The organism is Caulobacter sp. Root487D2Y, assembly GCF_001427165.1.
Lineage (GTDB): Bacteria > Pseudomonadota > Alphaproteobacteria > Caulobacterales > Caulobacteraceae > Caulobacter.
Genome location: NZ_LMFD01000003.1, coordinates 90,054 through 116,289, shown reverse-complemented (window position 1 = coordinate 116,289; position 26,236 = coordinate 90,054). Strand labels below are relative to the sequence as shown.

26 protein-coding genes are annotated in these 26,236 nt (G+C 69.2%); 15 read left to right on the top strand and 11 right to left on the bottom strand.

All coding sequences use genetic code 11. The annotated features are described in order from the left end of the window. The first annotated feature begins 19 nt into the window (after positions 1–19). The gene (locus tag ASD38_RS06340; RefSeq protein ID WP_235523773.1) at positions 20–748 is read left to right on the top strand and encodes a hypothetical protein; all 729 of its coding nucleotides are present in this window, start codon (positions 20–22) and stop codon (positions 746–748) included. Beyond that, positions 745–1,614, top strand: coding sequence for a hypothetical protein (locus ASD38_RS06335; RefSeq protein WP_056438049.1), 870 nt, complete (start codon positions 745–747; stop codon positions 1,612–1,614). Before ASD38_RS06340 ends, ASD38_RS06335 begins: the two co-directional genes overlap by 4 nt. Positions 1,615–1,742: 128 nt before the next feature. Here ASD38_RS06335 and ASD38_RS06330 read toward each other — a convergent pair whose 3' ends face one another. After that, the gene (locus tag ASD38_RS06330) at positions 1,743–2,357 is read right to left on the bottom strand and encodes a glutathione S-transferase family protein (protein WP_056458647.1); all 615 of its coding nucleotides are present in this window, start codon (positions 2,355–2,357) and stop codon (positions 1,743–1,745) included. Between the two features lie 149 nt (positions 2,358–2,506). Here ASD38_RS06330 and ASD38_RS06325 point away from each other — a divergent pair, with 149 nt between their 5' ends. From ASD38_RS06325 to ASD38_RS06310, 4 genes are all read left to right on the top strand, one after another. Next, positions 2,507–3,421 carry a hypothetical protein gene (locus ASD38_RS06325; protein ID WP_056458645.1) on the top strand — a complete coding sequence of 305 codons (915 nt, stop codon included), beginning with the start codon at positions 2,507–2,509 and terminating at the stop codon, positions 3,419–3,421. Positions 3,422–3,430: 9 nt separating this feature from the next. Beyond that, complete coding sequence (locus tag ASD38_RS06320; protein ID WP_056458642.1) at positions 3,431–4,288, top strand: hypothetical protein; 858 nt, start codon at positions 3,431–3,433, stop codon at positions 4,286–4,288. 141 nt (positions 4,289–4,429) lie between these two features. After that, positions 4,430–5,341, top strand: a complete 912-nt coding sequence (locus tag ASD38_RS06315; RefSeq protein ID WP_056458639.1) for a hypothetical protein — start codon at positions 4,430–4,432, stop codon at positions 5,339–5,341. Positions 5,342–5,351: 10 nt separating this feature from the next. Further along, positions 5,352–6,203 (top strand): hypothetical protein, encoded by an 852-nt coding sequence (locus tag ASD38_RS06310; protein ID WP_056458636.1) that lies wholly within the window; start codon positions 5,352–5,354, stop codon positions 6,201–6,203. Here the strand turns inward: ASD38_RS06310 and uvrA are convergent. Further along, positions 6,200–9,109, bottom strand: a complete 2,910-nt coding sequence (gene uvrA / locus ASD38_RS06305; protein ID WP_056458635.1) for an excinuclease ABC subunit UvrA — start codon at positions 9,107–9,109, stop codon at positions 6,200–6,202. The two genes, ASD38_RS06310 and uvrA, sit on opposite strands and share 4 nt — an antisense overlap. A gap of 212 nt (positions 9,110–9,321) precedes the next feature. On the opposite strand from uvrA, the gene ASD38_RS06300 reads away from it, so the two are divergent. Beyond that, positions 9,322–9,786 (top strand): hypothetical protein, encoded by a 465-nt coding sequence (locus ASD38_RS06300; RefSeq protein WP_056458633.1) that lies wholly within the window; start codon positions 9,322–9,324, stop codon positions 9,784–9,786. Positions 9,787–9,838: 52 nt separating this feature from the next. On the opposite strand, the gene ASD38_RS06295 is transcribed toward ASD38_RS06300, so the two are convergent. Beyond that, positions 9,839–10,576: a DUF1223 domain-containing protein gene (locus tag ASD38_RS06295; protein ID WP_056438027.1), complete on the bottom strand. Its 738-nt coding sequence runs from the start codon at positions 10,574–10,576 to the stop codon at positions 9,839–9,841. A gap of 184 nt (positions 10,577–10,760) precedes the next feature. Here ASD38_RS06295 and ASD38_RS06290 point away from each other — a divergent pair, with 184 nt between their 5' ends. After that, positions 10,761–10,949, top strand: a complete 189-nt coding sequence (locus tag ASD38_RS06290) for a hypothetical protein (protein WP_056458630.1) — start codon at positions 10,761–10,763, stop codon at positions 10,947–10,949. A 166-nt stretch (positions 10,950–11,115) separates the two neighbouring features. Here the strand turns inward: ASD38_RS06290 and ASD38_RS06285 are convergent, their stop codons facing one another. Continuing rightward, positions 11,116–12,921: an ATP-binding protein gene (locus ASD38_RS06285; RefSeq protein WP_056438022.1), complete on the bottom strand. Its 1,806-nt coding sequence runs from the start codon at positions 12,919–12,921 to the stop codon at positions 11,116–11,118. 94 nt (positions 12,922–13,015) lie between these two features. Further along, positions 13,016–13,486: a DUF1203 domain-containing protein gene (locus tag ASD38_RS06280; RefSeq protein ID WP_056438019.1), complete on the bottom strand. Its 471-nt coding sequence runs from the start codon at positions 13,484–13,486 to the stop codon at positions 13,016–13,018. Between the two features lie 205 nt (positions 13,487–13,691). On the opposite strand from ASD38_RS06280, the gene ASD38_RS06275 reads away from it, so the two are divergent. Continuing rightward, positions 13,692–15,290 carry an ABC-F family ATP-binding cassette domain-containing protein gene (locus tag ASD38_RS06275; RefSeq protein WP_056458627.1) on the top strand — a complete coding sequence of 533 codons (1,599 nt, stop codon included), beginning with the start codon at positions 13,692–13,694 and terminating at the stop codon, positions 15,288–15,290. On the opposite strand, the gene ASD38_RS06270 is transcribed toward ASD38_RS06275, so the two are convergent. The 4 genes from ASD38_RS06270 to ASD38_RS06255 all read right to left on the bottom strand — a co-directional run bounded on the left by ASD38_RS06270 (position 15,265) and on the right by ASD38_RS06255 (position 19,008). Then, positions 15,265–16,845 carry a peroxidase family protein gene (locus tag ASD38_RS06270; RefSeq protein WP_082560686.1) on the bottom strand — a complete coding sequence of 527 codons (1,581 nt, stop codon included), beginning with the start codon at positions 16,843–16,845 and terminating at the stop codon, positions 15,265–15,267. The genes ASD38_RS06275 and ASD38_RS06270 overlap by 26 nt on opposite strands. A gap of 274 nt (positions 16,846–17,119) precedes the next feature. Beyond that, complete coding sequence (locus tag ASD38_RS06265; protein WP_056438010.1) at positions 17,120–17,566, bottom strand: hypothetical protein; 447 nt, start codon at positions 17,564–17,566, stop codon at positions 17,120–17,122. Between the two features lie 3 nt (positions 17,567–17,569). Beyond that, positions 17,570–17,896, bottom strand: a complete 327-nt coding sequence (locus ASD38_RS06260) for a rod-binding protein (protein WP_056438007.1) — start codon at positions 17,894–17,896, stop codon at positions 17,570–17,572. Then, positions 17,896–19,008, bottom strand: a complete 1,113-nt coding sequence (locus tag ASD38_RS06255; protein ID WP_056438004.1) for a flagellar basal body P-ring protein FlgI — start codon at positions 19,006–19,008, stop codon at positions 17,896–17,898. The genes ASD38_RS06260 and ASD38_RS06255 overlap by 1 nt, the downstream gene beginning before the upstream one ends. 233 nt (positions 19,009–19,241) lie before the next feature. On the opposite strand from ASD38_RS06255, the gene fliX reads away from it, so the two are divergent. The 3 genes from fliX (at position 19,242) to ASD38_RS06240 (ending at position 22,249) form a co-directional block, all read left to right on the top strand. Continuing rightward, positions 19,242–19,670 (top strand): flagellar assembly regulator FliX, encoded by a 429-nt coding sequence (gene fliX, locus ASD38_RS06250; RefSeq protein ID WP_056438001.1) that lies wholly within the window; start codon positions 19,242–19,244, stop codon positions 19,668–19,670. A gap of 175 nt (positions 19,671–19,845) precedes the next feature. Further along, complete coding sequence (gene dksA / locus ASD38_RS23210; protein ID WP_012287706.1) at positions 19,846–20,274, top strand: RNA polymerase-binding protein DksA; 429 nt, start codon at positions 19,846–19,848, stop codon at positions 20,272–20,274. A gap of 145 nt (positions 20,275–20,419) precedes the next feature. Then, entirely contained in the window at positions 20,420–22,249 is a 1,830-nt protein-coding gene (locus ASD38_RS06240) for a DUF885 domain-containing protein (protein ID WP_056458621.1), read from the top strand. A 4-nt stretch (positions 22,250–22,253) separates the two neighbouring features. Here the strand turns inward: ASD38_RS06240 and ASD38_RS06235 are convergent, their stop codons facing one another. Together ASD38_RS06235 and ASD38_RS06230 are read right to left on the bottom strand one after the other, a co-directional pair. Continuing rightward, positions 22,254–22,865: a pyridoxamine 5'-phosphate oxidase family protein gene (locus tag ASD38_RS06235; protein ID WP_056437991.1), complete on the bottom strand. Its 612-nt coding sequence runs from the start codon at positions 22,863–22,865 to the stop codon at positions 22,254–22,256. A 51-nt stretch (positions 22,866–22,916) separates the two neighbouring features. Beyond that, positions 22,917–23,273, bottom strand: a complete 357-nt coding sequence (locus ASD38_RS06230) for a response regulator (protein ID WP_056437988.1) — start codon at positions 23,271–23,273, stop codon at positions 22,917–22,919. Between the two features lie 332 nt (positions 23,274–23,605). Here ASD38_RS06230 and ASD38_RS06225 point away from each other — a divergent pair, with 332 nt between their 5' ends. The 3 genes from ASD38_RS06225 (at position 23,606) to ASD38_RS06215 (ending at position 26,218) form a co-directional block, all read left to right on the top strand. Continuing rightward, positions 23,606–24,430, top strand: a complete 825-nt coding sequence (locus tag ASD38_RS06225) for a crotonase/enoyl-CoA hydratase family protein (RefSeq protein ID WP_056437986.1) — start codon at positions 23,606–23,608, stop codon at positions 24,428–24,430. Beyond that, the gene (locus ASD38_RS06220) at positions 24,430–25,080 is read left to right on the top strand and encodes a DUF3052 family protein (RefSeq protein WP_056458618.1); all 651 of its coding nucleotides are present in this window, start codon (positions 24,430–24,432) and stop codon (positions 25,078–25,080) included. The genes ASD38_RS06225 and ASD38_RS06220 overlap by 1 nt, the downstream gene beginning before the upstream one ends. 109 nt (positions 25,081–25,189) lie before the next feature. Further along, positions 25,190–26,218 (top strand): tetratricopeptide repeat protein, encoded by a 1,029-nt coding sequence (locus tag ASD38_RS06215; protein WP_056458615.1) that lies wholly within the window; start codon positions 25,190–25,192, stop codon positions 26,216–26,218. The last annotated feature ends 18 nt before the right edge of the window (positions 26,219–26,236 follow it).

Genomic DNA, 26,236 nt, shown 5'->3' with positions numbered 1-26,236 from the left:
GGCGGGGTGGACGCCAGGGGTGCGGACCTGCTGGGCCGCGCTCGTCGTGGGCGCGACGCTCGGCCTGGCGCCGCGCGTCCTGCCGCCCAGCCTGGCCTTCCTCGGCCTGCCGCTCGAACTGGCCGCCACGACCCTGGCCTATGGCGCCCTGTACCGCGCCGCGTTCGGCGGCCCCGCCGGCTGGAAGGGCTTGCGTTGGGGCGTCCAGGAGTGGCGGCTGCTGGCCGTCCAGGCCCTGGTCACCCTCATTCTGACCGTCGTCATGGCGGTGCTGGCGGTGCTGGTCGGGGCGGTGGTGGTGGGCGTGGCCAAGAGCAACGCGCCGGGCCTGGACATCACCTCGGTGGACGCCTGGCGCGGCGCGCTGGACGGCCCCGGCGCCCTGGTCGCCGGCCTGCCGCCGCTGCTGTCGATGGTGATCATGCTCTGGCTGTTCCTGCGTCTGTCCCTGGCGCCGGCCGCCACGATCGACCTGGACAGGATCCAGGTGCTCAGCGCCTTTGGGCGCACGCGCGGGGTGGTTCTGGTCCTGGCGGCGGCCGGGGCGGTCCTGGCCGCGCCGGCCGTGATCCTAGTGGTCGTCATCGGCTATCTGCGGGCGATCGCCGGCTTCTCGGAAGGCGCGCTGATCCCCGAGCTGGTCAGCGTCGCGCTGGTCTTCTTCTACCTCATCCCGGTCTGGGCCGCGGCCCTGGTCGACGTCTATCGGCTGCAGCCCGCCCCGCCCCCTGGAACCCTCCGGACATGACCACCTTCTCGCCCGTCCAAGCCGCTCTCGAAGGCGTCCGCATGACGCGCCGCAAGCCGCTGGTCGTGCTGGCCTGGGCCGCCTGCTATTTCGCCATGCTGGTCGCGCTGGGGCTGGTGGTCGCCTTCGCGTTCGGCGGCACGGTGCGGGCCGACCTGGCGCTGCTGTCGCGGACCAACGACTTGCGCGAGCTGATCGACATCGTCGCCCGCCGCAAGGGGACGCTGCTGCCGTTGATCGCCTTCGCCGTCGCCCTGCAGTCGGTGATCAGCGTGGCGATCATGCGGGCGGTGGTGCGGCCGCAGGAACGGCGCCTGGCCTATCTGCGGGTCGGCCCCGAGGAGGCGCGGCAGTTCGTCGTCGCCCTGGTCGGCTGGGTCGTGGCCCTGGTCGTCACGGCCCTGCCCAGCGCCGTGCTGGTGCTGATCGGCGCGGGCCTGATCAGCCTGGGCGCGGTCGAGACCAATCGCTGGGTCGAGGTGCTGGGGGCCATCGCCGTGGCCGGCCTGTCGATCTGGGCCGGCATCCGCCTGTCGCTGCTGTCGATCACCACCTTCGCCGAGGGCAAGCTGGACCTGCGGCGGACCTGGACCCTGACCGACCACCACTTCTGGCACCTGCTGGGCATGTACGCCCTGGCCTTCGTGATCACCTTCCTGGTCAGCGTGGCCCAGACCATCGTGGCGGGCCTGATCCTCAGCCTGTCGGGCGGGGCGACGAACCTGGTGATGCTGGCCCTGACAGGCTTCGCCAACCTGCTGCTGGCGCCGTTCTTCTTCACGGTGCAGATGGTGATCCTGACCGCCGCCCCGGCCCGGGCCTATTACGACCTGCACGAAAGCGAGCTGGCGCCGGCGACGGCTTAGGAAGCGAAAACCTCGTCCTTCGACAAGCTCAGGATGAGGTTTTCCAATGCCGCCGCCTCTACAATGGTCCTCATCCTGAGCTTGTCGAAGGACGAGGACCACGCACGGTGCTTGAATGTGGTTGCGCTCTAGGCGCTCGCGCTGGGCCGCGCGCTCGCCCGTTCGCGCCAGGCCTTCAACCGCTCGGCGTCTTCGGGGACGTCCAGGCCGATGAAGCCGGCGAAGTCGATCGTCGTCAGGGCCACGATGTCGGCCATGCCGTAGGCGTCGCCGGCGATCCATTCGCGGCCGTCGGCCAGTTCGCGGTCCAGCCAGCCCATGGCCTTGGCCGCGATCGGCTTGTTGGATTCGCCGAACTCGCGGTTCTGGACCAGAAGCGACGCGGTCAGCGGGTGGGCGTGGCGCCAGTACATGCCGACCGGGATCAGGATCTGGAACTCGATCCGCCGCACCCACATCTCGGTGCGCGCCTGCGACAGGGCGCAGGTTCCGAACATCGGCGGCGTCGGATGCAGGGCCTCCAGATAGCGGCAGATGGCGACGCTCTCGCTGATCATCTCGCCGTCGTCCAGCTCCAGAACCGGCACCTGGCCCAGGGAGTTGCGGGCCTTATGCTCGGGCGACTTGTTGCCGCCCTGGCGCATGCCGATCCGGATCTCGGGCAGTTCCAGCCCCTTCTCCGCCGCGAAAATGCGCACCCGACGCGGATTGGGGGCCGGATTGGCTTCGCCATAGAGCTTCATGATCGTCGTCCTCCCGCGGTCTGTTCCGACCACTTCAAACGAACGTTAGAATTGGCCGAAGCGTTTGCACAGGGCAAACCGCCCCGCGGGGCTGTCGCGCGGCCGCGAACCTTGTTAGGCGTGAGGGGCTTTGAGGGGCGAAACAGGTCATGCAACAACAATTCTCGGCCACCGACGCGGCGCTGTCGGGCTTTCGTCTGGTGCGCGAGCACCTGAAGACGGTGGGTGTATGGGCGGTGCTGATGACGATCGCCTCGCTGATCGTCAGCATCGCCACGATCAAGCTGGCCGGACCGCAGATGGCGGCGATGATGGAGCTCAGCGCCGAGCCGAGCACCGACCCTCAGGCCACGCTCAAGGCCATGGAGGGCATGGGGCCGCTGTTCCTGTTTTCGGCCCTCTACAGCCTGGTGATCTATTCGATCCTGCTGGCCGGCGTTAATCGCCTGGTGCTGCGGCCCCACGACAGCGCCGGCGCCCATCTGCGCCTCGGCGCCGACGAACTGCGGCAGGCCGCCGTGCTGGTCCTGGTCAACCTGATCCTGCTGGCCGCCTATTTCGGCCTGGTGATCGTGGCGGGCGTCGGCATCGGCATCGCCGTCGCCGTCGGCGGCAGCGCGGCCGGCGTGCTTCTGGGCCTGCTGTTGGGGCTGGGCGTGCTGGCGGCGATGATCTTCCTGGCCGTGCGGCTGTCGTTCGCCGGCGCCCTGACGTTCGACACCGGCAAGGTCAGCATCCGCGACTCCTGGGCCCTGACCAAGGGCCGGTTCTGGCCGCTGTTGGGCTCGTACTTCGTCGCGATGGTCCTGGCGTTCGTCGTCTATGCGCTGCTGCTGGTGATCATCGCCGTGATCGGGGCCACCCTGGGCGGCGGGATCTCGGCCATGGCCGACGCCTTCAATCCCGACATGAGCTCGCTGGCCACGTTCTTCACCCCGGCCGGCATCGTGCGGACGCTGTTCTCGGGGACGCTGTCGATCCTGGTCCTGCTGATCGTCTTCGCCCCGGCCCCGACCATCTACGCCCAACTCAGGGGCCGCGACGTCTCGGAGACCTTCGGCTAGGCGCGGCGGATGGCGGACTTCGCGTTCGGCCAGGCCGCCCTGGCGCCGTTGGCGCTGTTGCGTCGTCGGCCCTTGGCGACCGTCGGCCTGGCGCTGACGGGCGTGCTGATCAGCCTCGCCGGCCGGCTGGCGAGCATCGTCGCCAACCATTTCGCGCTCTTCGGCGGTGGGCCGCCGCTAGCCACGCCGCTGCTGGCCGGCCTGGGCGCCTTGCTGGCGACGGGCGTGGTGGTCTCGATCGTGGGGGCGGCCGTCGCCCGCGCGATCGGGGCGGACGCGACCGGCGGCGGCCTAGTCAGGCTGGGCGGCGACGAGGCCAGGCTGTTCGTCCTTTGGCTGTTGATCGTGCCGGCTCTGCTGATGGTGCTCGTGGTCATGTTCGTGGGCGCGGGGATCGGCGCCGCGATCCATGCCGCCGGCCCCAAGCTGAACGTCCTGATGTGGAGCGCGATGGCGATCGGCGCCCTGGGCGTGTTCGGGCCGGTCAGCCGCCTATGGCCCGCGGGCGCGATGGTGGTGCGCGACGGCCGGATCGGTCTTCGGCGGGCCTGGCGCTTGACGGCGCCGCATCCCTGGAAGGTGTACGGGGTCTATGTGGCGGCGATGGCCGCCGCCCTGCTGGTGGGCGTCGGCGCCAACATCGTGCTCAATCGAGTGACGCAAGACCTTCCGCTCTTCACCTGGCGTTCCTATGGCGCCTGGAGCGCCGTGCTGAAGTCGGGCTTCGCGCCCGTCCAACTGGCTTTCCTTCTGCTGCAGGGCCTGCTGTTCGGCTTGGCCGTGATCCTGCAGGCGGCGCCCGGCGCGGCGATTTATCAGGCCCTAGCCGGCGACCGGGCCCGCGAGCAGGCCGCGGCCTTCGATTGACCTACTGACCCGCGATGGCCAGGCAAGCCGCCTGTTCGATTAGGCGGTCGCCTTCCCGGCCGCGGCCAGGGCGCTTGCCATCCGCCAAGCGCGACGCGAGGATGCCCGCCAGTTTCGGGGGTGTTCAAAGTGCAATTCAAAATGACGGAAGCCGCGTTCGCGGGCTTTCGCCTGATCCGGCGCGAGCCCAGGACGATCGCGATCTGGGCGGTCTTCAACCTGGCGGCCGGCATGGCGCTGACGGCGGCGATGATCCAGTCGGGCTTCGGTCGTTTCATGGGCGAGTCGAAAGCCGGGACGATGTCTCCCGAGATCATGGTCGGATTCCTGATCGGCGAAGGCGTGGCGATCGTCGGTACGATTCTGATCGCCTCGATCATGGGAGCGGCCGTCTACCGCGCGATCCTGCGACCGACCGAGGCGCCGCTGACCCGGCTTCGGTTCGGCGGCGACGAACTGCGGCTGATCCTGCTGTCGGTGATCGTGAGCCTGTTGTTCGCCGTGCTGTCCCTCGCGCTGTTCATTCCCGTGGCCATTCTCGGGGTTGCGATCGGGAGCGGCTTTGGCCACGGCGAGTCGGTCGGCGCGACGGCCGGCGTGGTCCTGGTGACGCTGCTGGGCTATCTGCTCGTCCTGATCGGCCTGGTCTATTTCGCGGTCCGCCTGTCCCTGGCCGGGGTGATGACCTTCGCCGAGCGCCGGCTGCGGGTGTTCGAGTCGTGGCGGCTGACCAAGGGACGGTTCTGGCCGCTGCTGGGCGCCTATGGTTTGGCCGTGGCGCTGATGATCCCGATCTACCTGGTGATGACGACGCTCTATTTCGGCGTCAGCGTAGCCTTCGCCGGCGGCGACTTCAGCCGGGCCGCGAGCGAGGTCTTCCAGCCCGACATGACCACCCTGGCGGCCTATTTCAGCCCCGCCCGCATCGCCTATCTGGTGTTCGGCGGGGCGGTCGGCGGCGTGCTGACCGCCGTGACCTACGCGCCCGCCGCCGCCGTCTATCGCGACATCGCCGAAACCCGTCCGGAAAACCAGGCCGAAGTGTTCAGCTAGGGGGCGGGCCATGACCTCCAAGACCCTGCCCTGGCGCGACGCTGTCCTGTCCGGTTTCCGGCTCGTCGCCCGTAGGCCGGCGGCGGCGGCTTGCTGGGCTCTGTTATTCACCGTGGAAAGCCTGGCGGTCAGGGGATCCAAACTGGCTTTCGCGCAGGGCGTCGCGGCCGGGGGAAGTGTCGGACGCCTGGCGGTCGCGACCGGGATCTTCGCGGCGGTCGTCGATCTGCTGGCCTTCGCCATCGTCGGGGCGGCGGTGATGCGCGCGGTGATCCGCCCGGGCGACCGCGGCGCCTGGCCGCGGTTCGGAGGCGATGAGCTTCGACTGCTCTTGCTCGCGGCTCCAGTGCAGGTGATCGGGATTTTGGTCACGGGAATCCTGATCGGCTTGGCCATCGGATTCCTGGGGCTGGGCCCGCGCTCGTTCGGCGCCCTGGGCATGACCGGGACCATGGTCATGCTGGCGATCCTGGGCGCCCGGCTCGCCCTCGCCGCGCCGCTGACCATCGCCCGACGGCGTCTGACGGTGCGCGAGTCCGTCGCCCTGACCCGGGGGCGCCATCTTCAGCTGGCCGGGATCCTGGTCACGGTCATGGTCATAGCCGGCTTGATCAGTGTGTTCAGCCAGTTCGCGCGCGACGTGGTCGCCAACCTGCTGCAGGCCAACCGACCGCCAGGCCTGCTGGGCTCTCCGTCCCTCTCAGAAGCCCTAGAGGCCGCGTTCCCGCTCGGCCAGCTGCCGCTCCGGCTGATGTCGGGCGTCACCAACGCCCTGGCGACGGCGATCCAGGTCGCCCCGCTGGCCCATGTCTGCCGCGAGCTGGCGGGCGACCCGGTTGACCGGATCGCCGCCGAGCCCTAGGCCCGCTTGGCCGCCTTCAGGGCCGCGACGCGCTCCAGCCGCCGCTCCTCGTGGCGGGCCAGGACGTCCTTCAGATAGCGGCCGGTCCAGCTGGTCTCGACCTTGGCCACGTCCTGGGGCGAGCCCACGGCGACGATCTCGCCGCCTCCGTCGCCGCCTTCGGGACCGAAGTCCACCAGCCAGTCGGCGGTCTTCACGACGTCCAGGTTATGCTCGATGACGACCACGGTGTTGCCCTGGTCGACCAGCTCGTGCAGCACTTCCAGCAGCTTCTTGGTGTCCTCGAAGTGCAGGCCGGTGGTCGGCTCGTCGAGGATGTACAGCGTGCGGCCGGTGGCGCGCTTGCTGAGCTCCTTGGACAGCTTCACCCGCTGGGCCTCGCCGCCCGACAGGGTCGTCGCCTGCTGGCCGACCTTGATGTAGCTGAGGCCCACGCGCTTGAGGGTCTCCATCTTGTCGCGGATCGGCGGCACGGCCTTGAAGAAGTCGGCGGCCTCCTCGACCGTCATGTCCAGGACGTCGGCGATGGTCTTGCCCTTGAACAGAATGTCCAGGGTTTCGCGGTTGTAGCGCTGGCCCCGGCAGACGTCGCAGGTGACGTAGACGTCGGGCAGGAAGTGCATCTCGATCTTGATCAGGCCGTCGCCCTGGCAGGCCTCGCAGCGGCCGCCCTTGACGTTGAAGCTGAAGCGGCCGGGGCCGTAGCCGCGCGCCTTGCTTTCCGGCAGCTGGGCGAACCAGTCGCGGATCGGGCCGAAGGCGCCGGTGTAGGTGGCCGGGTTCGAGCGCGGGGTCCGGCCGATCGGCGACTGGTCGATGTCGATGACCTTGTCGAAGTTCTCCAGCCCCTCGATCCGCTCGTGCGAGGCCGGGGCGTCGCTGGCGTTGTTCAGGCGGCGCGCGGCGGCCTTGTACAGGGTCTCGATCGTGAAGGTCGACTTGCCGCCGCCCGACACGCCGGTGATGCAGGTGAAGGCGCCGACCGGGATCTCGCCGGTGACGTCCTTCAGATTGTTGCCCCTGGCCCCGACGACCCGCAGCATCTTCTTCTTGTTGATCGGCCGGCGCTGTTCGGGCACCTCGATCTCGCGCACGCCGGTCAGATACTGGCCGGTGATGCTGTTGGGATTGGCCATGATGTCGGCCGGCTTGCCCTCGGCGACGATCTCGCCGCCGTGCACGCCCGCCGCCGGACCCATGTCGATCACATAGTCGGCGGTGAGGATGGCTTCCTCGTCGTGCTCGACCACCAGCACCGAGTTGCCCAGGTCGCGCAGGCCCTGCAGCGACTGCAGCAGGCGGGTGTTGTCGCGCTGGTGCAAGCCGATCGACGGCTCGTCCAGCACGTAGAGCACGCCGGTCAGGCCGCTGCCGATCTGGCTGGCCAGGCGGATGCGCTGGCTCTCGCCGCCCGACAGGGTGCCCGAGCCGCGCGACAGGTTCAGATAGTCCAGGCCCACGTCGACCAGGAACCGCAGGCGGTCGTTGATCTCCTTCAGGATCCGCCGGGCGATCTCCATCTGCTTGTCGGAGAGGTGGCCTTCCAGCGCCGTGAACCAGTCGCGGGCCGGGCGGATGGCCAGGTTCGAGACGGCGGCGATGTCCAGGCCATGGATCTTCACGGCCAGGGCTTCGGGCTTCAGGCGCTTGCCGTGGCAGACCTCGCAGGGGGTGTCGGACTGGTAGCGGCCCAGCTCCTCGCGCACCCAGCTGGAGTCGGTCTCGCGCCAGCGGCGCTCGAGGTTCGGCAGCACGCCCTCGAAGGGCTTGGCCACTTCGTATTTGCGGGCGTTGTCGTCGTAGACGAACTTGATCTTCTCGCCCTTGGAGCCTTGCAGCACGATCTGGCGGGCGCTTTCCGGCAGCTTGTGCCAGGGCTCGTCCATCGAGAAGCCGTAGTGGCGGGCCAGGGCCTGCAGGGTCTGGGTGTAGAGCGGCGAAGGCCCTTTCGCCCAGGGCGAGACGGCGCCCTTGTGCAGGCTCTTGTCCTTGTCGGGAATGACCAGGTCGGCGTCGAAGGCCAGCTTGGCCCCCAGGCCGTCGCAGGCCGGACAGGCGCCCGCCGGGTTGTTGAACGAGAACAGCCGCGGCTCGATCTCGGCGATCGTGAAGCCGCTGACCGGGCAAGCGAAGCGTTCGGAGAACAGCAGCCGGCGCGGCTCCTTCTCGCCTTCCTCGACATTAGCCCACTCGGCGACCGCCAGGCCATCGGCGAGACGGAGCGCCTGCTCCATCGAGTCAGCTAGACGCTGCTCCATGCCCGGCTTGGTGACGATGCGGTCCACGACCACGTCGATGTCGTGCTTGAACTTCTTGTCGAGGATCGGGGCGTCCTCGATCGGATAGAACTCGCCGTCGATCTTCAGCCGCTGGAAGCCGGCCTTCTGCCACTCGGCGATCTCTTTCCGATATTCGCCCTTGCGGTCGCGGACGACCGGGGCCAGCAGGTAGAGACGGGTGCCTTCGGGCAGGGCGGTGATCTTGTCGACCATCTGGCTGATGGTCTGGCTCTCGATCGGCAGGCCGGTGGCCGGCGAATAGGGAACGCCGACCCGCGCCCACAGCAGGCGCATGTAGTCGTGGATCTCGGTGACCGTGCCCACCGTCGAGCGCGGGTTGCGCGAGGTGGTCTTCTGCTCGATCGAGATGGCCGGCGACAGGCCCTCGATCAGGTCGACGTCCGGCTTGCTCATCAGCTCCAGGAACTGGCGGGCGTAGGCCGAGAGGCTCTCGACATAGCGGCGCTGCCCCTCGGCGTAGATGGTGTCGAACGCCAGCGAGCTCTTGCCCGAGCCCGACAAGCCGGTCAGCACGACGAGCTCTCCCCGCGGGATGTCGACGCTGACGTTCTTGAGATTGTGCTCCCGCGCGCCGCGCACGCGGATGAAGTTCAGTTGTTCAGCCATGTTTTCCGGAACGCGTGGGGGCCGTGGGGGGAGCCGCGGCGCGACGGCTATATGTAGGGCGCGGGACGGGAATTAACACAAGAACAAGATGCGAACAAATGTCGCGGGTGCGTGCTTGCTCCAGCTGCTGACAGTAGGTGTCAGCAGGAGGCTCGCTGTGTGGTCAAGCTCGCCCCTTGTCTAAGTCCGGCGAAGGTTCCTAAGGTTGTCGCATGAACAGGGTTCGCCAGATTCTCGCCGCCGCCGCTTCGTTCGCCGCCCTGCTCGTGGCCGCGCCCGGCCACGCCGCCGAGCCGTCGGTGTTCGCGTCGCTGGACATCAACAAGGCGCAGGGATGGGCGGACGCCCTGGCCGCCTGCGACATGACCCGGTTCTTCCTGTCGAATCCCGACCTGGAGGCCGGCACGATCATCGCGCCAGGCGGGGGCATTCTCTACAAGCCGCTCTTCATCCCGGAAAAGACGCTCTACACGCCCTCGCTGAACGACGCGCTCGACACCTTGGTGCTGGTCGGCCAGGTCAAGCGTGAGGAGGTGGTCGAGGCGCGCTTCCAATTCGCCTCGACGCTGATCCCGCGGTTCCACAAGGCCGGCGAGGTCGACAAGGCCTTCCTTAAGGACCAGATGAAGCTCTGCAACGTCCTGACCGACGACGTGAAGAAGCGTTACGGCGGCTAGAGCGTGACAGCCGAAAGTGGATGCCGGTTTCGGCGTCCGTCACGCTTCTGAACTAGAGCCGCGCCGCCGCCAGGATCGGGCCGCCGTTCTTGGCCTGGACCAGCACCGCCGTGCGCAGGGCCGGATCCGCGGGCGGCAGGGTGGCGAACGCGACGGGCGCGCCGTTCCAGCCGCCCAGCCGGGTCAGTTCACGGACCACGTCGCGGTGGGGCAGGGTCTTGCCGTTGTTCTCGCCGCGCTGGATGGCCACTTGCTGGACGCGCGGATCGTAGCGCACCAGCCAGACATCGGCGCCGGCCTTGGGCGCTTGGCCCGCTCCGATCTCGACCCGGCCGCGCGACAGGGCGACGCTGGCGTCCACGGCCGGCCGGGCGCGGCGCAGGGCGGCGTCAAGCTCGCGGGCGTTCACGCCGATCAGGTCTTCGCGGCCCTCGACCACCATCTGCGGCGTGCCCAACTGGGCGCCCAGGCCGCGGGCATAGGCCTTCTGCCGGTCGGTGAAGGCCGGCTTGGCGAAGGTGTCCTTCCAGCCCAGCTGGTCCCAATAGGTGACCCCGAAGCTGAGCGCCAGGACATCGGGCCGGTCGGCGACGGCGTTGAGATTGGCGTTGGCCGGCGGGCAGGACGAACAGCCCTGGCTCTGGAACAGCTCCAGCACCACCGGGCGTTGGGCCGAGCCGCCGGCGGCCGCCCCCGGGGCCGACAGGGCCCAGGCCCCGACGGCCGCCGCCAGGACGCCGCCGGCCGCCAGGCTGGCCCAGGCCGTCTTCCGCATCGTCGTTCGTGTCATGGCGCGCGTCCCTGTTGACCGTCGAGGATCAGTTCGCGGCGGGGCGGGTCAAGGTTACAGCGTTCACGAACAATAAACCGCCTTTGGAAGCGCAACCTTCAGCACCGCCGGTGTCTAACGAAGCAAGGCCGCGCATCGAGCGCGCCGTTCGAGGACGACCAGCGTGGCCAAGGCGGCGGCGAAAATGGATGCGAAGCCGGCGACCCCCGCGGCCTCGGAAGCTCCGGCCAAGGGCAAGGGCAAGGGCGGCAAGGCCGCCAAGGTCGCTCGCCAGCGGTCCGAGATCGACGACATCATCACCCTGGTGGTCTGCGTCGCCTGCACGATCTGGGCCCTCAAGATCATCGTCGACCTGGGCGCGCTGAGCTTCTAGGCGGCTCGATCGGCGTCGCCCGATCTTTCAGCCGTCAAAGACGCTGTCATCCCGGACGTAGCGCAGCGCCGATCCGGGACCGACGCGTGAACTCGGCGCTTCCGGCGGTCCCGGATCATCGCTGCGCTACGTCCGGGATGACAGCTCTAGGATGTAGCTGGAGCAGTTACCCCAGCACCGCCGCGGCCGCGCCTTTCGGTGGACCGCTCAAGGCCGCGTCCAAGGCCGCCACCAGGCGTTGGGCCGCGATCGGCTTGGCCACGAAGCCGTCCATGCCGGCGGCGAGATAGCGGTCGGTCTCGTGGGTCAGGACGCTGGCGGTGACCGCCAGGATCGGCGTGCGGCTCCGGCCCTCGACCACCTCGCGCGCGCGGATGACCCGACCGGCCTCCAGCCCGTCCATGCCCGGCATGTGGATGTCCATCAGGATGGCGTCCCAGGGGGCCGCCTCCCACATCGCCACCGCCTCGTGACCGTCCCGCGCCACGCCGCAGGCGACGCCCATATGGCTCAGCATGGCCTGGAGGACGGTGCGGTTGGTGGCGTTGTCGTCGACGACCAGCATCTTCAATTCGCCGTCCATCGCCGGTTCGTCGTGCGCCGCTTGCGCGGGCGCCGGCGGGGCCAGCGGCGCCAGGGCCGGGCAGGGCGCCTCGAAGGTGAAGCAGGCGCCGCCCTGGGCCGGGCTTTCGAAGCTGATCTGGCCGCCCATCAGCGTCATCAGCTCGCGGCAGATGGCCAGGCCCAGCCCGCTGCCGCCCGTGCGGCGCGTGCTCGATCCGTCGACCTGGACGAACTTCTCGAAGATCTGGGCGCGGCGGGCCTCGGGCACGCCCAGGCCGGTGTCGGTCACGGCGCAGGTCAGGGTCGAGGCGTCGCCGCCGATGCGCACGGCCACGTGGCCCGAGTCGGTGAACTTGATGGCGTTGGAGATCAGGTTGCTGAGCACCTGGCGCAGCCGCGCGACGTCGCCGTCGCGCCAGCCGCCGGCTCCGGGCGCGACCTCGAGGGTGAACGCCAGACCCTTGTCGTGGGCCAGGCCGCCATAGAGTTGGCCCAGGGTGTGGGTCAGGGCGTCCAGGTCGAACGGCGCCCGGACGATCTCCATCTTGCCCGCCTCGATCCGCGAGATGTCGAGCACCGCGTTGATCACGTCCAGCAGGGTGGCGCCGGAGTCGTGGATCATGGCCAGACGGGCGCGCTGGGCGGCCGACAGCGTGTCCCGCTCCATGGCCTGGGCCATGCCCAGCACGCCGTTCAGGGGCGTGCGGATCTCGTGGCTCATGGTCTCGAGGAATTCGGTCTTCACCCGGCTGGCGGTCTGGGCGACGACGGCCAGCTCCTGGGCCTCGGTCCGCAGGCGGCGGTTCTCCTCGAGCTCGGACTCGAGCTTGCGGTTGAGGGCGTCGGACGCCAGGCGGGCCCGCAGTTCGCGCATCACCGCGCCGCGCATCAGGGTCGACATGCCCAGGGCGGCGAAGGCGCCGGCCACGCCGATGAAGCCGTACTGGCTGACCAGGTCGCCCGGCGCGTTGCGGGCCATCAGCACAAGGCCGACGGTCGCCGCGCCGACGCTGGCCAGGGCCACGCGCCGGGTCGGGGCCGAGGTGGCGAACACCAGGGCCATCAGCACGAAATAGACCAGCTTGGCCGGTTCGAAGTGGAAGGACTGGTAGGCCGCGACATTGGCCATGAAGAGCGCGTTCATCGCCACGGCGGCGGCTTCCAGCGCTGGCATCCGGGGCGGGTTGGTCTTCAGCCGGCGCCACAGCCAGAATCCGGCCGCGGCGGCGACCACCGCCAGCCCCTCCAGCACGACCAGGGCCGCGCCCTTTTCATAGAAGGGGTGCGACAGGCTGATCACGCAGTAATAGGTCGCGGCGGCCACCAGATAGCCACGCAGAATCGGCAGGTACGACCCGACGATTTCCTGCGTCGGTATGGGCTCGAGCCTGCCGATCGTACGCCTCATGAGCTGCGCGCCCTTTCTGCCTTCTGGCTTGAGCGGCACCCTAGGAGATCGGGGTTAAGTTGCAATTGAGACCGCTACCGTTCGCGGACGAAGTCTAGGTCGCGCGGTCGATCCTTGCAGCGTAGCAACCGGGCTTGGCGTAATGGGCGTGCAGGTAGGCCACGTCGGGATTTTCCAGCATTCTCTCGATCACCGGGACGGCGACGGCGCCCTCGATCACGTCGGCGTCGCGCAGCATGCCGGCCGCGTCGAATCCGCGCAGGGACAGCAATCGGCGGCGCAGGGCCGGGGGCAGGGCGTCGTTGGTCGAGGCCGGGGCCCGGGCGGCTTCACGGACATAGATGGCGTGGCGCGAGCGGAACGGCGTGTCGGCGGCCTGATGCTCGTGGTTCAGCAGGATCAGGGTCTCGCCCGGCGCGGCGTCCTCCAAGGTCACGCGGCACGGAAAGGCGAACGGCGCGTCGGCGACGACGCGCAGCATGCCGCGCTCGGCCAGGGTCGCGTCGTCGAGGGCGAACAGCGGCGCGAACGGCTCGATCGGCAAGCTGGAAACGGTGAAGGACATGGCGGGCTCCTGAGATCGGAGCCTGATCCTGACGTCGGCCGGACCAGGCCGACACCCGATCCTTGCGGTCGGCCGAAACTTGCCGAACGCCGGTCGATCGCTTAGAAAGTCGTGCTCGAAACCCCGGGCCGACCGATGGAGGCAACCATGGACATTGCGATGGACGACCGTTTCGCCCTTCCCACTGACCTGACCGTGGTTTCCCATGCCCGCCTTCATCACCCTGGATTCCGTCAGCGCCGCCGCCCCTGACGGCCGCGTCCTCTTCGACCATCTGAACCTGACCATCGGGGCCGAGCGCATCGGCCTGGTGGGCCGCAACGGCGTGGGCAAGTCCACGCTGCTGTTGCTGATCGCCGGGGCCCGCGCGCCGACCTCGGGGACGATCAATCGCGCCGGCGTCGTCGGGGTGCTGCCGCAGCTGCACGCCCCGCCGCCGGGCGCGCGCCTGGCCGACCTGCTGGGCGTCGGACCCGCCTGGGACCGGCTGTGCCGCATCGAGGCGGAGGAGGGGACGCAGGAGGACCTCGTCGAGGCCGACTGGACCTTGCCGGGCCGCGTCGCCGCCGCCCTGGCCGAGATCGGGCTGTCGCGCTGGGACGCCTCGCTTCCGGCGGCCGAGCTCAGCGGCGGCCAGATGACCCGCGCGGCCTTGGCCGGGCTGCTGATCGCCGCTCCCGACGTCGTCCTGCTGGACGAGCCGACCAACAATCTCGACGCCGCCGCCCGCAGCCTGCTGGCCGACGTGTTGCGGCGCTGGAAGGGCGGGGCGGTGGTGGTCAGCCATGACCGGGCCCTGCTGCGCGGCATGGACCGCATCGTCGAGCTGAGCAGCCTGGGCGCGACCAGCTACGGCGGCGGCTACGACCTCTACGCCGAACGCAAGGCCCAGGCCGTGGCCGCCGCCGAGCACGGCCTGGAGGCCGCCGAGCGCCAGGTGCGCCAGGCGGCCCGCGAGGCCCAGGTCGCCCGTGAGCGCAAGGCGCGCCGCGACGCCGCCGGCCGCAGGTTCGCCGCCAAGGGCAGCGAGCCGAAGATCCTGCTGGGCGCCCAGGCCGAGCGGGCCGAGTTGAGCGGCGCGCGCGATGGACGGCTGGCCGATCGCGCCGCCCACGACGCCGCACAGGCCCGCGAGGCCGCCGACGCCCGGGTCGAGCGTCTGCGCCGCCTGGCCTTCGACCTGCCGTCCTGCGGCCTGCCCGCCGGGCGGCTGGTGCTGGATTTCGACGCCGTCGGCCTCGCCTATCCGGAGGGGCCGCCGGTGCTGTCGAACCTGAGCTTCCGTCTGACCGGTCCCGAGCGCGTGGGATTGGTCGGCGCCAATGGGACGGGCAAGTCGACCCTGATCCGGCTGGCGACCGGCGGCCTCGCGCCCACCGCCGGCGCCGTGACCCGCGGCGTTCCGGCGGCCCTGCTGGACCAGCGGGCGGCGGTGCTGGACGAGACCCAGACCATCCTGGAGAACTTCCGTCGCCTGAACCCGGCCGCCGGCCAGAACGAGGCCCACGCCGCCCTGGCGCGGTTCCTGTTCCGCAACGTCGCCGCCCACCAGACGGTGGCCACGCTCAGCGGCGGCGAGCGTTTGCGGGCCGCCCTGGCCTGCGTGCTGATGGCCGCCGAGCCGCCCCAGCTGCTGATCCTGGACGAGCCGACCAACCACCTGGACCTCGACTCGGTCCAGGCGGTGGAGAGCGCCCTGGCGGGCTATGACGGCGCCCTGCTGATCGCCAGTCACGACCAGGACTTCCTCGACGCCGTGGGGGTGGAGCGGCGGATCGTCAGTGATGCCGGTCCACGAAGTTGATCAGCGACGCGATGGTGAAGCTTGCCGGATCCTCGCCCTCCAGATCCGGCTGGAAGGCCGGAAAGACGCTCAGATAGGAGAACTGGTCGTTGAGCAGCAGCGCCGCGAAGGTCTCCGCCACGATCGTGCTGCCCACCACGCCCAGCCGGTGACCGCCAAGCGATCCGCCGTCCTTCTGGGTGATCTCGGCCTCGCGCAGCACGTAGTACCAGAGCGGGGCGTTCATCTTGAACCCATGGAACTGGTCGTACACGGCCAGGCGCTTGGCGGCGGTCGCCGCATCGAGGTTGCCGGGGTCGCGCCACAGCGCGTCGTCGCTCAGGGGCGTCTCGCCGATCGCCAGGGCGACGCGCTGGCCGGAGGGCAGGCCGAGCGCGCGTCCCCGCACCAGGTTGCGGGCCGCCAGCGAGCGGCGCCAGTCGGGCGTCTGGCCCTGCATCTCGGGAAGCTCGGCGAGCTGGCCGACCAGCAGGGAGTCGATCCGGTAGCTGGGCTGCGGAACGATCTGACCGTCGAGGGCGCTCGTGGCGGCCACTCCGGCGAAGAAGAAGCTCCAGTCGATCCCCCAGAAATCGGGAAGGGGGCCAAAGCCGTTCAGATTGTTGCGGGGTTCCGGATCGCCCGAGAACACGGGGATGCGCGGGTGCTTTGCGTCGATGTCGGTCAGCACCGGATTGTTGAGCGAATAGCTGGGCCGGATCATCGAGTGGCCGAAGCGATAGGCCGCCACCGCGAATTCCACCGGGATGAAGGGGTAGGTTTCCGGCTCCTTGCGATAGAAGCGCAAGGCGGGCAGACCCTGGCTGAAATAGGTCGCCCAGACGTTCCGGTCGAGGATCGTCTTCAGGAAGTCGTTCACCACCAGCCACTGGTAGTGGAAGCGCACCTGCTGCTGGACCTTGAGAAAGCGATCGGGCGTTCCCTGGGGCGTCAAGCCGATCAGGATGTTGTGGAAGTCGGTGAACAGGGCGTGGAACTGCGAGACCAGCTTGTTCTCGTCGTTGCGGGGATCGCCCGTCATGGCCCGGCCGTCGGCGTTGCGGGCCAGGTCAAAGCGCGGCGGCAGGCCCGTCGGCGCCTTGTCGCCGCCCTGGTGCAGGCTGCAGAACCCGTCGGCGGCCCTGTAGAGATAGGGCTGATCCGAGGGGCCCTTGCCGTAGAGGCTGTCGAGGTCGAAGCGCGAGGTCCGGAAGTCCTGCACGGCGCGGGGATCGTTCACCCGGTCCAGGCTGGACGCGGTGTCGAAGGTCAGGTCGTGGTCGATGAACTGGCCGAAATAGGTGTAGCCGGCGGTGATCTCCGGGTTCTCGTCCTCGGGCTCTGCCTCGGTGATCGGGGCGCCGGGATCGGCCTTGAGCATGCTGCCGGCCAGCGCGATCAGCGCCTCCAGCGAACCGGGGAAGGTGGTCTGGGTGTCCGCGCCATAGACGGCGACGGGAAGGTCCGGAAACATCCGGCCGAACCGTCCGAAGCCTGACTCTGATCGGACCAGGTCCTGGACCTCGACCCCGGTTGGCGGCAATCCGCGAAGGAGCCGCCCGTGTTCGCTGGACATGCGTGTCTCTCCGTTCGGCGCGGGCGGCCGGCCGCGCGGACCAGGCCCCTTCGCTGGGTGGAACTGATGGCGTCCGGAGCGGCTGGCGACGGCCCGGACGACGCAGCGTCCCATCATCCGCCGAAGCCCACGCGTGACGGCGGTCACGGTCGTGGAGCCCATGCGCATCGCCCCGCCCCCGCGATGAAGCGGGGGCGGGGCGAGGTGGTCTTTGGCGATGTGAAGCGGGGCGTCGCGCCTCGGTCCGACGAGCGGATATCGCCCCCGGCGAGCCTTAGGCCCGTTGGTTCAGCGTGATCGCCGTGCCGTTCTGGCGATAGGCCGCGCCCTGGGCGCCGGGGCCGTAGCCGGAGGCGGTGGGGCGTTGTTCGGCGACTTCCTGGGCGATGGCGCGAACCAGGCCTTCGGTGACGGTCTTGGCGGCGGTGACAGCGCGGCCCTGGCGGGCCAGGACGGAGTCGAAGGCCTCGGTGGCGCGCACCAGGCGTTGGCGGCGCTGGAGCGAGGCGCCCGACACCAGGGCGACGTTGCCGCGGACCCGGGTCGACTCGTGGCGATAGAGGTTGGCCAGCTTGGCCACTTCGTCGACGTACTGCGCCGCCTCGTGCGGACGACGAGCCTCGAAGGCGGCCGACTGCCGGGCGATCAGGTCGGTCAGGCGCTCGGTCAGGATGATCAGCTGTTCGACGCGGTCGTCGCAATCGAGGGCGGTGAGGGCCATGGGCTACTCCTTCAGACCTTGCATCTTCAGCATTTCCTTCTGCACGGCGGCGGCGACGCCGATGCCGCCGGCCTTGGAGACCTGCTTGGCCATCTCCTCGGCCAGAAGGGACTTGAACATGTCCTCGCCGGCCCCGCCGCCGCCGATGTCCGGCGTCTTCATGCCGGCCGTCATCGACTGCATCATCACCGACAGGAACGAGGCCTCGAACTTCTGGGCCGTCTCGCGGATCTTGCCGCGCTTGAGCAGTTCGGCGGTGGAGGCGGCGGTCGGGCCGACGATGTCGACGCCAGAAGTCATGGGCGGGGTCGCGATCGTGGAGAGGTTCATCACATCACCTCGATTTCGGCTTGCAGGGCGCCCGAGGCCTTGATGGCCTGCAGGATCGAGATCATGTCGCGCGGGGTGACGCCCAGGGCGTTGAGGCCGCCGACCAGGCTCTTGAGCGAGGCGCCGCCGCCCAGGGTCAGCAATTGCCGGCCGGTCTCTTCGTTGACGCTGACGGTCGACTGCGGGACGACCTTGGTCTGGCCCTGGCTGAACGGGGCCGGCTGGCTGACGGCCGGAGTCTCCTGGACCGAGATGGTCAGGTTGCCCTGGGCGATCGCCACCTGGCTGATGCGGACGTCGTCGCCCATGACGATCACGCCGGCCACCTCGTCGATGATCACCTTGGCCGGGGCGTCGGGTTCGACCTCCAGGTTCTCGATGGCGGTGACGAAGCTGATCATGTCCATGCCGGCGGGCGGACGGACCGCGACGATCGTCGGGTTCTGGGCCTGGGCGCAGTTGGGGAAGCGGCCGTTGATGGCGTCGGCGATGCGACGCGAGGTGGTGAAGTCCGGATTGCGCAGGGTCATGCGCAGCACGTCCATGCTCACCATCTGGAAGCCGGTCTCCTTTTCGATGATGCCGCCGGCGGCGATCCGGCCCGCGGTCGGAACACCTTTCGTGACAGAACTGCCCGAGGCCCCGCCGGCCGAGACCGCGCCGGTCTGCACCGAGCCCTGGGCCACCGCGTAGGTCTGGCCGTCGGCGCCTTGCAGCGAGGTGACCAGCAGGGTGCCGCCCAGCAGACTCTTGGCGTCGCCGAGGGTCGAGACCGTGACGTCCATGCGCGCGCCGGCCGCCGAGAACGGCGGCAGGTTGGCCGTGACCATGACGGCGGCGGTGTTCTTGGTGTTGAGGTTGCCGTCGCGGACGTTGACGCCCTGGCGCTCGAGCATCGCTTCCAGGCTCTGCTTGGTCATCGGCGCGTTGCGCAGGCTGTCGCCCGAACCGTTCAGGCCCACGACGATGCCGTAGCCGACCAGCTGGTTGTCGCGCACGCCCTCGAAGGCGACGATGTCCTTGATGCGCGACTTGGCGTCGGCCGGGGTCGAAACCAGGGCGACGGCGGCGAGGGCGAGCCCCAGAACGGAAGCAAAGAATGAACGAGACATGGCGATCCTGCGGCGGGGTGGCATCCCCGCGCCGTCCCATGCCAGAACCGGGCCAGTCTGAATGTGTTGAAAAGTTCAATGAAATCAGTCGAAAGGCGGCGATTTTCTGCCTGCGACATTCTGGTTCGGCAGATTCTGCCCGGCATTAACCATACCGCAAGCGGCGCCCAGCAAGATGTGGTTAACGGGGAGGGGGTGACTCCCTTGATCGGCAGTCGGAACAGGATTTCGTCATGAAGGTTTCCAGCACGGGAGGCGCGGGCGCGGTTGGCGCATCGCGGGCCAAACCGGTGGGCGGCGGATCGGGGTTTTCCCTACCTTCGGTCGGCGGCGCCGGCGCCGCTTCCGGAGTCGCCCAGACGGGCGGCGTGGCCGGGATCGGATCGCTCGACGCGCTCCTGGCCCTGCAGGCCGACATGGACCCCACCGAGCGCAAGCGCCGGGCGGTGAAGCGGGCCGGCGGCCTGCTGGACCTGTTGGACGCGCTGAAGCTGGCCACCCTGGACGGCGAGGTTTCCACCGGCACGCTGTCGCGACTCAAGAGCGCCGTGCGCGAGCATCGCGAGGCGACCGACGATCCCAAGCTCGAAGCCATTCTCAATGAAATCGAGACCCGCGCGGCCGTCGAGGCGGCCAAGCTCGAACAGATGCGACTGGGCTGAAAACGCTGATGAAACCGTATCTTAAGAAACACGGTTCTCTGAATATCCCCAGAAACGCGGCATTCGTGCACGGCGGTGAACACGCCGCTCACGCGACGTTCATTGAACCGGGCTATCGTTTTGGTATAAGCACCCGGCCTGACCTGGGCGGAGTTCATCGGGGCGTGAGGCGTTAATGCAAACGGCCACTGTTCTTAAGGTACCAGACTCGTATCGTCCGTCGGATGACGAGCCTTTCATGAACGAGCGTCAGCTTGAGTATTTCAAGCAGAAGCTCCTGGCATGGAAAGAAGAGATCCTCCGCGAATCTCGCGAGACGGTCTCCCATCTGCAAGCTGAGACTGAAAACCATGCCGACCTCGCCGATCGCGCGTCGTCGGAAACTGATCGGGCGCTGGAACTTCGCACCCGGGATCGTCAGAGAAAACTTATCTCGAAAATCGACCAGGCGTTGCGCCGAGTCGAGGACGGTTCCTACGGCTATTGCGAGGAAACCGGCGAGCCGATCGGTTTGGCTCGACTGGACGCGCGGCCCACCGCGACGCTCAGCCTGGAAGCCCAGGAGCGTCACGAACGTCGGGAACGGGTTCACCGCGACGACTGAGGTCACCGACCTCGACTGGATGTGTTTTCGAGCGGCCCCGCCCCACGGCGGGGCCGTTTTCGTTTCGGGTGTTTCCATGGTCGGACTGAGGTGATTTGCTGAAGTCTTCGCCCCGGAAGGGCCGCGGCGACCGGGGAATTTCATCATGACCATGACGCGTCGCCATCTCCTGGCGACCAGCACGGCGGCCGCGAGCCTCGCGCCCTTCGCCGCCGCCTTCGCCGCGCAGGCCGGCTCGCCGGCCGCGGGACCCGTCGCCGACGCCAAGCTGGCCGCCCTGCTGGACAGGTTCGTCGAGCAGATGCTGACCGACTCGCCGGAAACCGCCACCTCGCTGGGCCTCGACAAGGGCGCGCGGGCCGGGCTGAAATCGCGGCTGTCGGGCGCCTCGACCGCCGATCGCCGCGCCCAGGTGGCCGCCGCCGCCGACCGGGTCAAGCGACTGTCGGCCATCGACCCCAAGAGCCTGAACCCCCACGACCTGACGATCCGCGACACCGTGCTGGCCGCCCAGACCCTGACTGTCGAGGGCGGGGCCTTCTCGTACGGCGTCGACTACGCCAACCCCTATGTGGTGACCCAGCAGAGCGGCGCGGTCTCCGGCGTTCCCGAGTTCCTCAACTCGCAGCACGCCGTCAACACCGCGGCGGACGTCGACGCCTACCTGGCCCGCACCCACGCCTTCGCCAAGGTGCTGGACCAGGAGACCGCCCGGATCGGCGAGGACGCCGGCGCCGGGGTGATCGCCCCGGCCTTCATCCTCGACACCGCCATCGCCCAGCTGACCGAACTGCGCGGCCAGGCGGCCGGAAGCACCCAGCTGGTCGCCTCCCTGGCCGAGCGGGCCAAGGCCAAGGGGCTGGCCGATCCCTCGGCGGCCGAAACGAAGATCGTCGCCGACGAGGTGTTCCCGGCGCTCGACCGGCAGCTGGCCGCCCTGAAGGCGGCGCGCGCCAAGGCCACGGCCGACGCCGGCGTCTGGAAGCTGCCCAAGGGCGACGAATACTATGCCTGGGCCCTGCGCGTGGGCACGACCACCACGATGTCGGCCGACCAAATCCATGCGATGGGCCTGGAGCAGGGCGCGGCCATCGCCGCCCGCATGGACCCGATCCTCAAGGCCCAGGGCCTGACCCAGGGCGGCGTCGGCGAGCGGGTCACCGCCCTGACCAAGGATCCCCGCTATCTGTACCCCGACAGCGACGCCGGCCGGGCCCAGCTGCTGGCCTATCTGGAGGACCGCATCGCCGCCACCCGGCTGATGATGCCCAAGCTGTCGCGCCTGGGGCTGAAGGCTGAGGTCCGGGTCAAGGCCGTGCCCAAGGAGATCGAGGCCGGCGCGCCGCAGGGCTACATGAACTTCGCCGCCCTCGATGGCTCGCGGCCGGCGATCTACTACATCAACCTCAAGGACATCGGGAACTGGCCGAAGTTCACCCTGCCGACCCTGACCACCCACGAGGCCATCCCCGGCCACGCCTGGCAGGGCGCCTACCTAGCCGAACGGTCCAGCCAGATCCCGCTGATCGCCTCGCTGATGGGCTTCAACGCCTTCATCGAGGGCTGGGCGCTCTATGCCGAGCAGCTGGCCGACGAGGGCGGCTTCTATGACGGCGATCCGCTGGGCCAGCTGGGCTATCTGCAGGCCCAGCAGTTCCGCGCCGCGCGGCTGGTGGTCGACACCGGCCTGCACCACAAGCGCTGGACCCGCGAGCAGGCCATCGACTACCTGGTCACCACCACCGGCCGGGCGCGACCGGCCATGACCAGCGAGGTCGACCGGTACTGCGCCAACCCCGGCCAGGCCTGCGGCTACAAGGTGGGCCACACCGAGATCGTCCGCCTGCGCGAAATGGCCAAGGCCAAGATGGGCGGAAAGTTCGACCTGCGCGACTTCAACGACGCCGTGGTCTCGACCGGCGGCGTGCCGCTGACCGTGCTGGCCGAGGTGGTGGATCGGTACGTGGCGGGCTAGCGGCTCACCACAGGCTCGCCGCCGCCCGCTCGGGCCAGGCCTTGTCGTAGTCATCGCCCCCGACCGCGTCCTCGCTCATCGCCGCCAGCATGGCGCCGGGCGAGGGCAGGTCGCGGGGATCGACCTGGCTTTCGGCCTTCCACAGGCCCGAGCGGACGATGGCGCGGGCGCACTGGAAATAGGCCTCGACCACGGTCACCACCAGGCAGGTGCGCGGCGCCTTGCCGTCGACGGCGAAGCTCCGCAGCAGGTCGGGATCGGCGCTGACCACGGCGCGGCCGTTGACCCGGAAGGTCGTGCCCGAGCCGGGGATCAGGAACATCAGCGCCACGCGCGGATCGCGGACCACGTTGCGCAGGCTGTCGATGCGGTTGTTGCCGCGACGGTCGGGCAGGATCAGGGTCCGCTCGTCCTGGATGCGGACGAAGCCGGCCTGGTCGCCGCGCGGGCTGCAGTCCAGGCCCTCGGGGCCGACGGTGGCCAGGGCCAGGAACGGCGAGGCCTCGATCAGGGCGCGATAGTGCGGGGTGATGCGGTCGGCGACCTTGACGATCGAGGCCGGGACCGGGGCCGGCGCGTAGAGGGCTTCGAGCGTTTCGAGGTCGTCGATGATCATGGGCGGCTCCCCTCAAGGGCCGCCAGCATAGCGGGTGTCTCGGCGGCGCGCCTAGACGCTGGCGTTCTGGACCATGGCGCAGGCCTCGGCCAGGCGGTGGGGCGAGATCGGCTTGTCGACCACGGCGCGCGTGCGAGGGGACAGCTGGTCGGCGTTGCCGGTCACATAGACCACGGGAATCGGCCCCAGCCGGGCGAGGATCGCGGTGACCGCCTCCACGCCGGTGCCGCCGATGATGCGATAGTCGGCCGTGATCAGATCCGGCGGGCGCCTTAGGGCGCAATCGAGCGCCGCCTGGGGGCTTTCCGCGATATCGAAGGTGTCGAACCCTTGCTCGCTGAGCAAAGCCTCGACCTCCATCGCGATGAGGATTTCATCCTCGATGATCAAAGCATGTCTCTGGGACATGTGCACTGCACGCCACCGCTTCTTAAAATCGTCCCTGCAGTTAGTAGAAGCCTATGATTCCCTTCCGCGCCAACGCTTTTTACGGCTCAGCTTGTCTAAAAAGCCGCTGGGCCGTTGTTGCGTCTGGTTCGCAGCTCGCAAGTTCTTCCAGGTGTTGTGTGTGATCACAAAAAGAAGCGCTGGGTCTTGTCCATCTCGGTCGAAGTCCGGGATTTACCTTAGTTTGTAAAACAAAGCCCGCCGAGCGTTGGTCTCTTGCCTCTCCCTCGCCGATTTGCGCTATGCAGATCAAAAATGGCCCAGGCCAGAAACCCCGCAGGAGCGCCCTCGCCATGTCGCAAGACACCCCTTCCACCCTTCCGCCGCTGATCCTCACCGAGAAACGCGGCCACGTCGCGATCCTGACGCTCAACCGACCCGACGCCATGAACGCCCTGGGCGCGCCCGGCGACGGCGACCAGGTGGCGGCGGCCTGCGAGGCGATCAACGACGACCAGGACATCCGCTGCGTGATCCTGACCGGCGCGGGCCGGGCCTTCTCGGCCGGCGGCGACGTCAAGGCGATGAAGGCGCGGGAAGGGGCGTTCGGGGGCAACGGCGTCAAGATCCGCGACGGCTACCGCAAGAACATCCACCGCGTTGTGCGGGCCATCTACGGCCTGGAGGTTCCGTCGATCGCCGCGGTCAACGGCGCGGCCATCGGCCTGGGCTGCGACGTGGCCTGCATGACCGACATCCGCATAGCCGCCGACACCGCCAAGTTCGGGGTGACCTTCCTGAAGCTGGGCCTGATCCCCGGCGACGGCGGCGCCTGGCTGATGCCGCGCACGATCGGCATGAGCCGCGCGGCCGAACTGCTGTTCACCGGCGACGTCATCGATGCGGCCAAGGCCGAGGCCTGGGGCCTGATCAGCAAGGCCGTGCCGGCCGAGACGCTGATGGACGAGGCCATGGCCCTGGCCACGCGGATCGCGCAGCAGCCGCCCCACGCCCTGCGCATGGCCAAGAGCCTGCTCAAGCACGGCCAGACCGCCAGCTACGACACCCTGATGGAGATGAGCGCCGCCGCCCAGGCCATCGCCCACCACACCGACGACCACATGGAGGGCGTCGACGCCATCCTCGAGAAGCGCCAGCCCAACTTCCGGGGTTCGTGATGGGCAAGGAGGCCAAGGGCGTCTGGGGCCAGCTCTCCGACGGCGAGAGCGACGGCAAGCTGGTCTGGGAGCCGCCCAAGCTGATCTTCCGCGGCGCGGTGCGCGGCATCTTCCAGGGGCACGCCCTGCGCGACCTGCGGGTCGAGGGCGATGACCTGGTGCTGACCGACGGTACGCGCTTCACCCTGGAGCCAGGCCAGGCCGACAAGTGGCTGCACGCCATCCATAATCCGCCCGGGCGGCTGGACAAGCTGGGCGTCAAGGCCGGCCAGACGGTGGTGGTCCAGGCCATAGACGACGGCGAGTTCCTGGACGAGCTGTCGACCCGCGTCGAGCCGGTCGAGGCCTATGAGGACATCGACCTGCTGTTCCTGGGCGTCGAGGATCTGGCCGATTTCGACCAGCTGGAAGACCTGGTCGGCGGGCTCGGGCCCAAGGGCGCGATCTGGATCGTCGCGCAGAAGGGCAAGGGCGCGCCGCTGAAGGACGTCGAGATCCTGACCGCCGCGCGCGAGCAGGGCCTGGTCGACACCAAGGTCTGCGCCTTCTCCAAGACCCATACGGCGCTGCGGTTCGTCAGGCGCAAGGGCGGGGCGGCGGTGAAGCCCGCGCCGGTTGAAGACGAGGATCAGGGGTTCGACGAGGACTGAGGCGCGGCTCGTTCCCATCGGGTCTCGGCCCGCGGCGCGCGCGTGATCCACCTGATGGGGGCGGCCCGCGTCGGCGGCTAGGCTGGCGCGTCTGTCCAGGGTTCAACCGATGACCGCGCCCCGCGCCTCCGCGATGATCTTCCGCGTCGCCACGACGCCCTTCGCGACCTGCTGTCTCTTCCTCGCCGCGAGCCTGAGCGTCCTGCCGAGCGGCCCGCCGGTTTCGGCCCAGACCAGCTCCCAAACCGCGGCCAAGACCTGGACGCCGCCGCCGCCGGCCGCCGATCTCCAGGCCGCGCTGGACAAGGCGGCCACGGGCTCGCCCGAGACCCTGACGGCCCTGGCCGACAGCGGCAGGGCCGACGCCCAGGCCTATGCCGGGCTGCTGTTCGTCATGGGGCGGGGCAAGATCGCGCCGAACCCGCCGCGCGGCTGCGCCTACGCCGCCAAGGCGGCGGACGAGCGCGCCGACGCCATGCACCTGCGCGCGCGGTGCCTGCAGTACGGCCTGGCGGGCGGCAAGCCCGACGTCGAGGGCGCCAAGGCCGCCTACACCCGCGCCATGCAGATGGGCTATCCGCAGTCCAAGTGCGCCCTGGGCCAGATGCTGATGGCCGAGCCGGCCTCGGTCGACCGCGGCCTGGCGCTATGCAAGGAAGCCGCCCGCGCCAGCGACAACGAGGCGCAGCTGGCCCTGGGCTCGGCCTATCTGGCCGGCAAGCCCGTGGCCCGCGATCCGCGCGAGGCGCGCAAATGGTACGAGATGGCCGTCAAGGAGAACCCCCTGATGGCCGCGCGCAAGCTGGGCGATCTGTACGCCAGCGGCGAGGGCGGCAGGCGCGACACCAAGAAGGCGCTCGAACTGTGGGGCGCCGCCGAGAAGGCGGGCGATCAGGCGGCCTGCATCCTGATGGCCGACCAGCTGTTTTCGGAGATGACGGGCGGCCGCAAGCCTGGCCCAGGGACCTATGCGTTCAAGGGCGGCGTGCCGCTCAAGGACATCGAGGTGGTCGAGCTGTGGTACCAGGCCGCGCTCGAGCGCGATCCCAGGCCCGAGGTCAAGACCCGCGCCGACTACGCCCTCAAGCTTCTCAAGAGCTTCAAGACCGCCAACGTGTCGACGAAGAAGCCGAAATAGATGAGCGGCCCTCCCCCT

Bases quoted from the DNA above. Each gene is read 5' to 3' on its own strand.
- ASD38_RS06335 (WP_056438049.1), top strand. From the start codon at position 745: ATGACCACCTTCTCGCCCGTCCAAGCCGCTCTCGAAGGCGTCCGCATG.
- ASD38_RS06330 (WP_056458647.1), bottom strand. From the start codon at position 2,357: ATGAAGCTCTATGGCGAAGCCAATCCGGCCCCCAATCCGCGTCGGGTG.
- ASD38_RS06325 (WP_056458645.1), top strand. From the start codon at position 2,507: ATGCAACAACAATTCTCGGCCACCGACGCGGCGCTGTCGGGCTTTCGT.
- ASD38_RS06320 (WP_056458642.1), top strand. From the start codon at position 3,431: ATGGCGGACTTCGCGTTCGGCCAGGCCGCCCTGGCGCCGTTGGCGCTG.
- ASD38_RS06315 (WP_056458639.1), top strand. From the start codon at position 4,430: ATGACGGAAGCCGCGTTCGCGGGCTTTCGCCTGATCCGGCGCGAGCCC.
- ASD38_RS06310 (WP_056458636.1), top strand. From the start codon at position 5,352: ATGACCTCCAAGACCCTGCCCTGGCGCGACGCTGTCCTGTCCGGTTTC.
- uvrA (WP_056458635.1), bottom strand. From the start codon at position 9,109: ATGGCTGAACAACTGAACTTCATCCGCGTGCGCGGCGCGCGGGAGCAC.
- ASD38_RS06300 (WP_056458633.1), top strand. From the start codon at position 9,322: ATGAACAGGGTTCGCCAGATTCTCGCCGCCGCCGCTTCGTTCGCCGCC.
- ASD38_RS06295 (WP_056438027.1), bottom strand. From the start codon at position 10,576: ATGACACGAACGACGATGCGGAAGACGGCCTGGGCCAGCCTGGCGGCC.
- ASD38_RS06290 (WP_056458630.1), top strand. From the start codon at position 10,761: ATGGATGCGAAGCCGGCGACCCCCGCGGCCTCGGAAGCTCCGGCCAAG.
- ASD38_RS06285 (WP_056438022.1), bottom strand. From the start codon at position 12,921: ATGAGGCGTACGATCGGCAGGCTCGAGCCCATACCGACGCAGGAAATC.
- ASD38_RS06280 (WP_056438019.1), bottom strand. From the start codon at position 13,486: ATGTCCTTCACCGTTTCCAGCTTGCCGATCGAGCCGTTCGCGCCGCTG.
- ASD38_RS06275 (WP_056458627.1), top strand. From the start codon at position 13,692: ATGCCCGCCTTCATCACCCTGGATTCCGTCAGCGCCGCCGCCCCTGAC.
- ASD38_RS06270 (WP_082560686.1), bottom strand. From the start codon at position 16,845: ATGTCCAGCGAACACGGGCGGCTCCTTCGCGGATTGCCGCCAACCGGG.
- ASD38_RS06265 (WP_056438010.1), bottom strand. From the start codon at position 17,566: ATGGCCCTCACCGCCCTCGATTGCGACGACCGCGTCGAACAGCTGATC.
- ASD38_RS06260 (WP_056438007.1), bottom strand. From the start codon at position 17,896: ATGAACCTCTCCACGATCGCGACCCCGCCCATGACTTCTGGCGTCGAC.
- ASD38_RS06255 (WP_056438004.1), bottom strand. From the start codon at position 19,008: ATGTCTCGTTCATTCTTTGCTTCCGTTCTGGGGCTCGCCCTCGCCGCC.
- fliX (WP_056438001.1), top strand. From the start codon at position 19,242: ATGAAGGTTTCCAGCACGGGAGGCGCGGGCGCGGTTGGCGCATCGCGG.
- dksA (WP_012287706.1), top strand. From the start codon at position 19,846: ATGCAAACGGCCACTGTTCTTAAGGTACCAGACTCGTATCGTCCGTCG.
- ASD38_RS06240 (WP_056458621.1), top strand. From the start codon at position 20,420: ATGACCATGACGCGTCGCCATCTCCTGGCGACCAGCACGGCGGCCGCG.
- ASD38_RS06235 (WP_056437991.1), bottom strand. From the start codon at position 22,865: ATGATCATCGACGACCTCGAAACGCTCGAAGCCCTCTACGCGCCGGCC.
- ASD38_RS06230 (WP_056437988.1), bottom strand. From the start codon at position 23,273: ATGTCCCAGAGACATGCTTTGATCATCGAGGATGAAATCCTCATCGCG.
- ASD38_RS06225 (WP_056437986.1), top strand. From the start codon at position 23,606: ATGTCGCAAGACACCCCTTCCACCCTTCCGCCGCTGATCCTCACCGAG.
- ASD38_RS06220 (WP_056458618.1), top strand. From the start codon at position 24,430: ATGGGCAAGGAGGCCAAGGGCGTCTGGGGCCAGCTCTCCGACGGCGAG.
- ASD38_RS06215 (WP_056458615.1), top strand. From the start codon at position 25,190: ATGACCGCGCCCCGCGCCTCCGCGATGATCTTCCGCGTCGCCACGACG.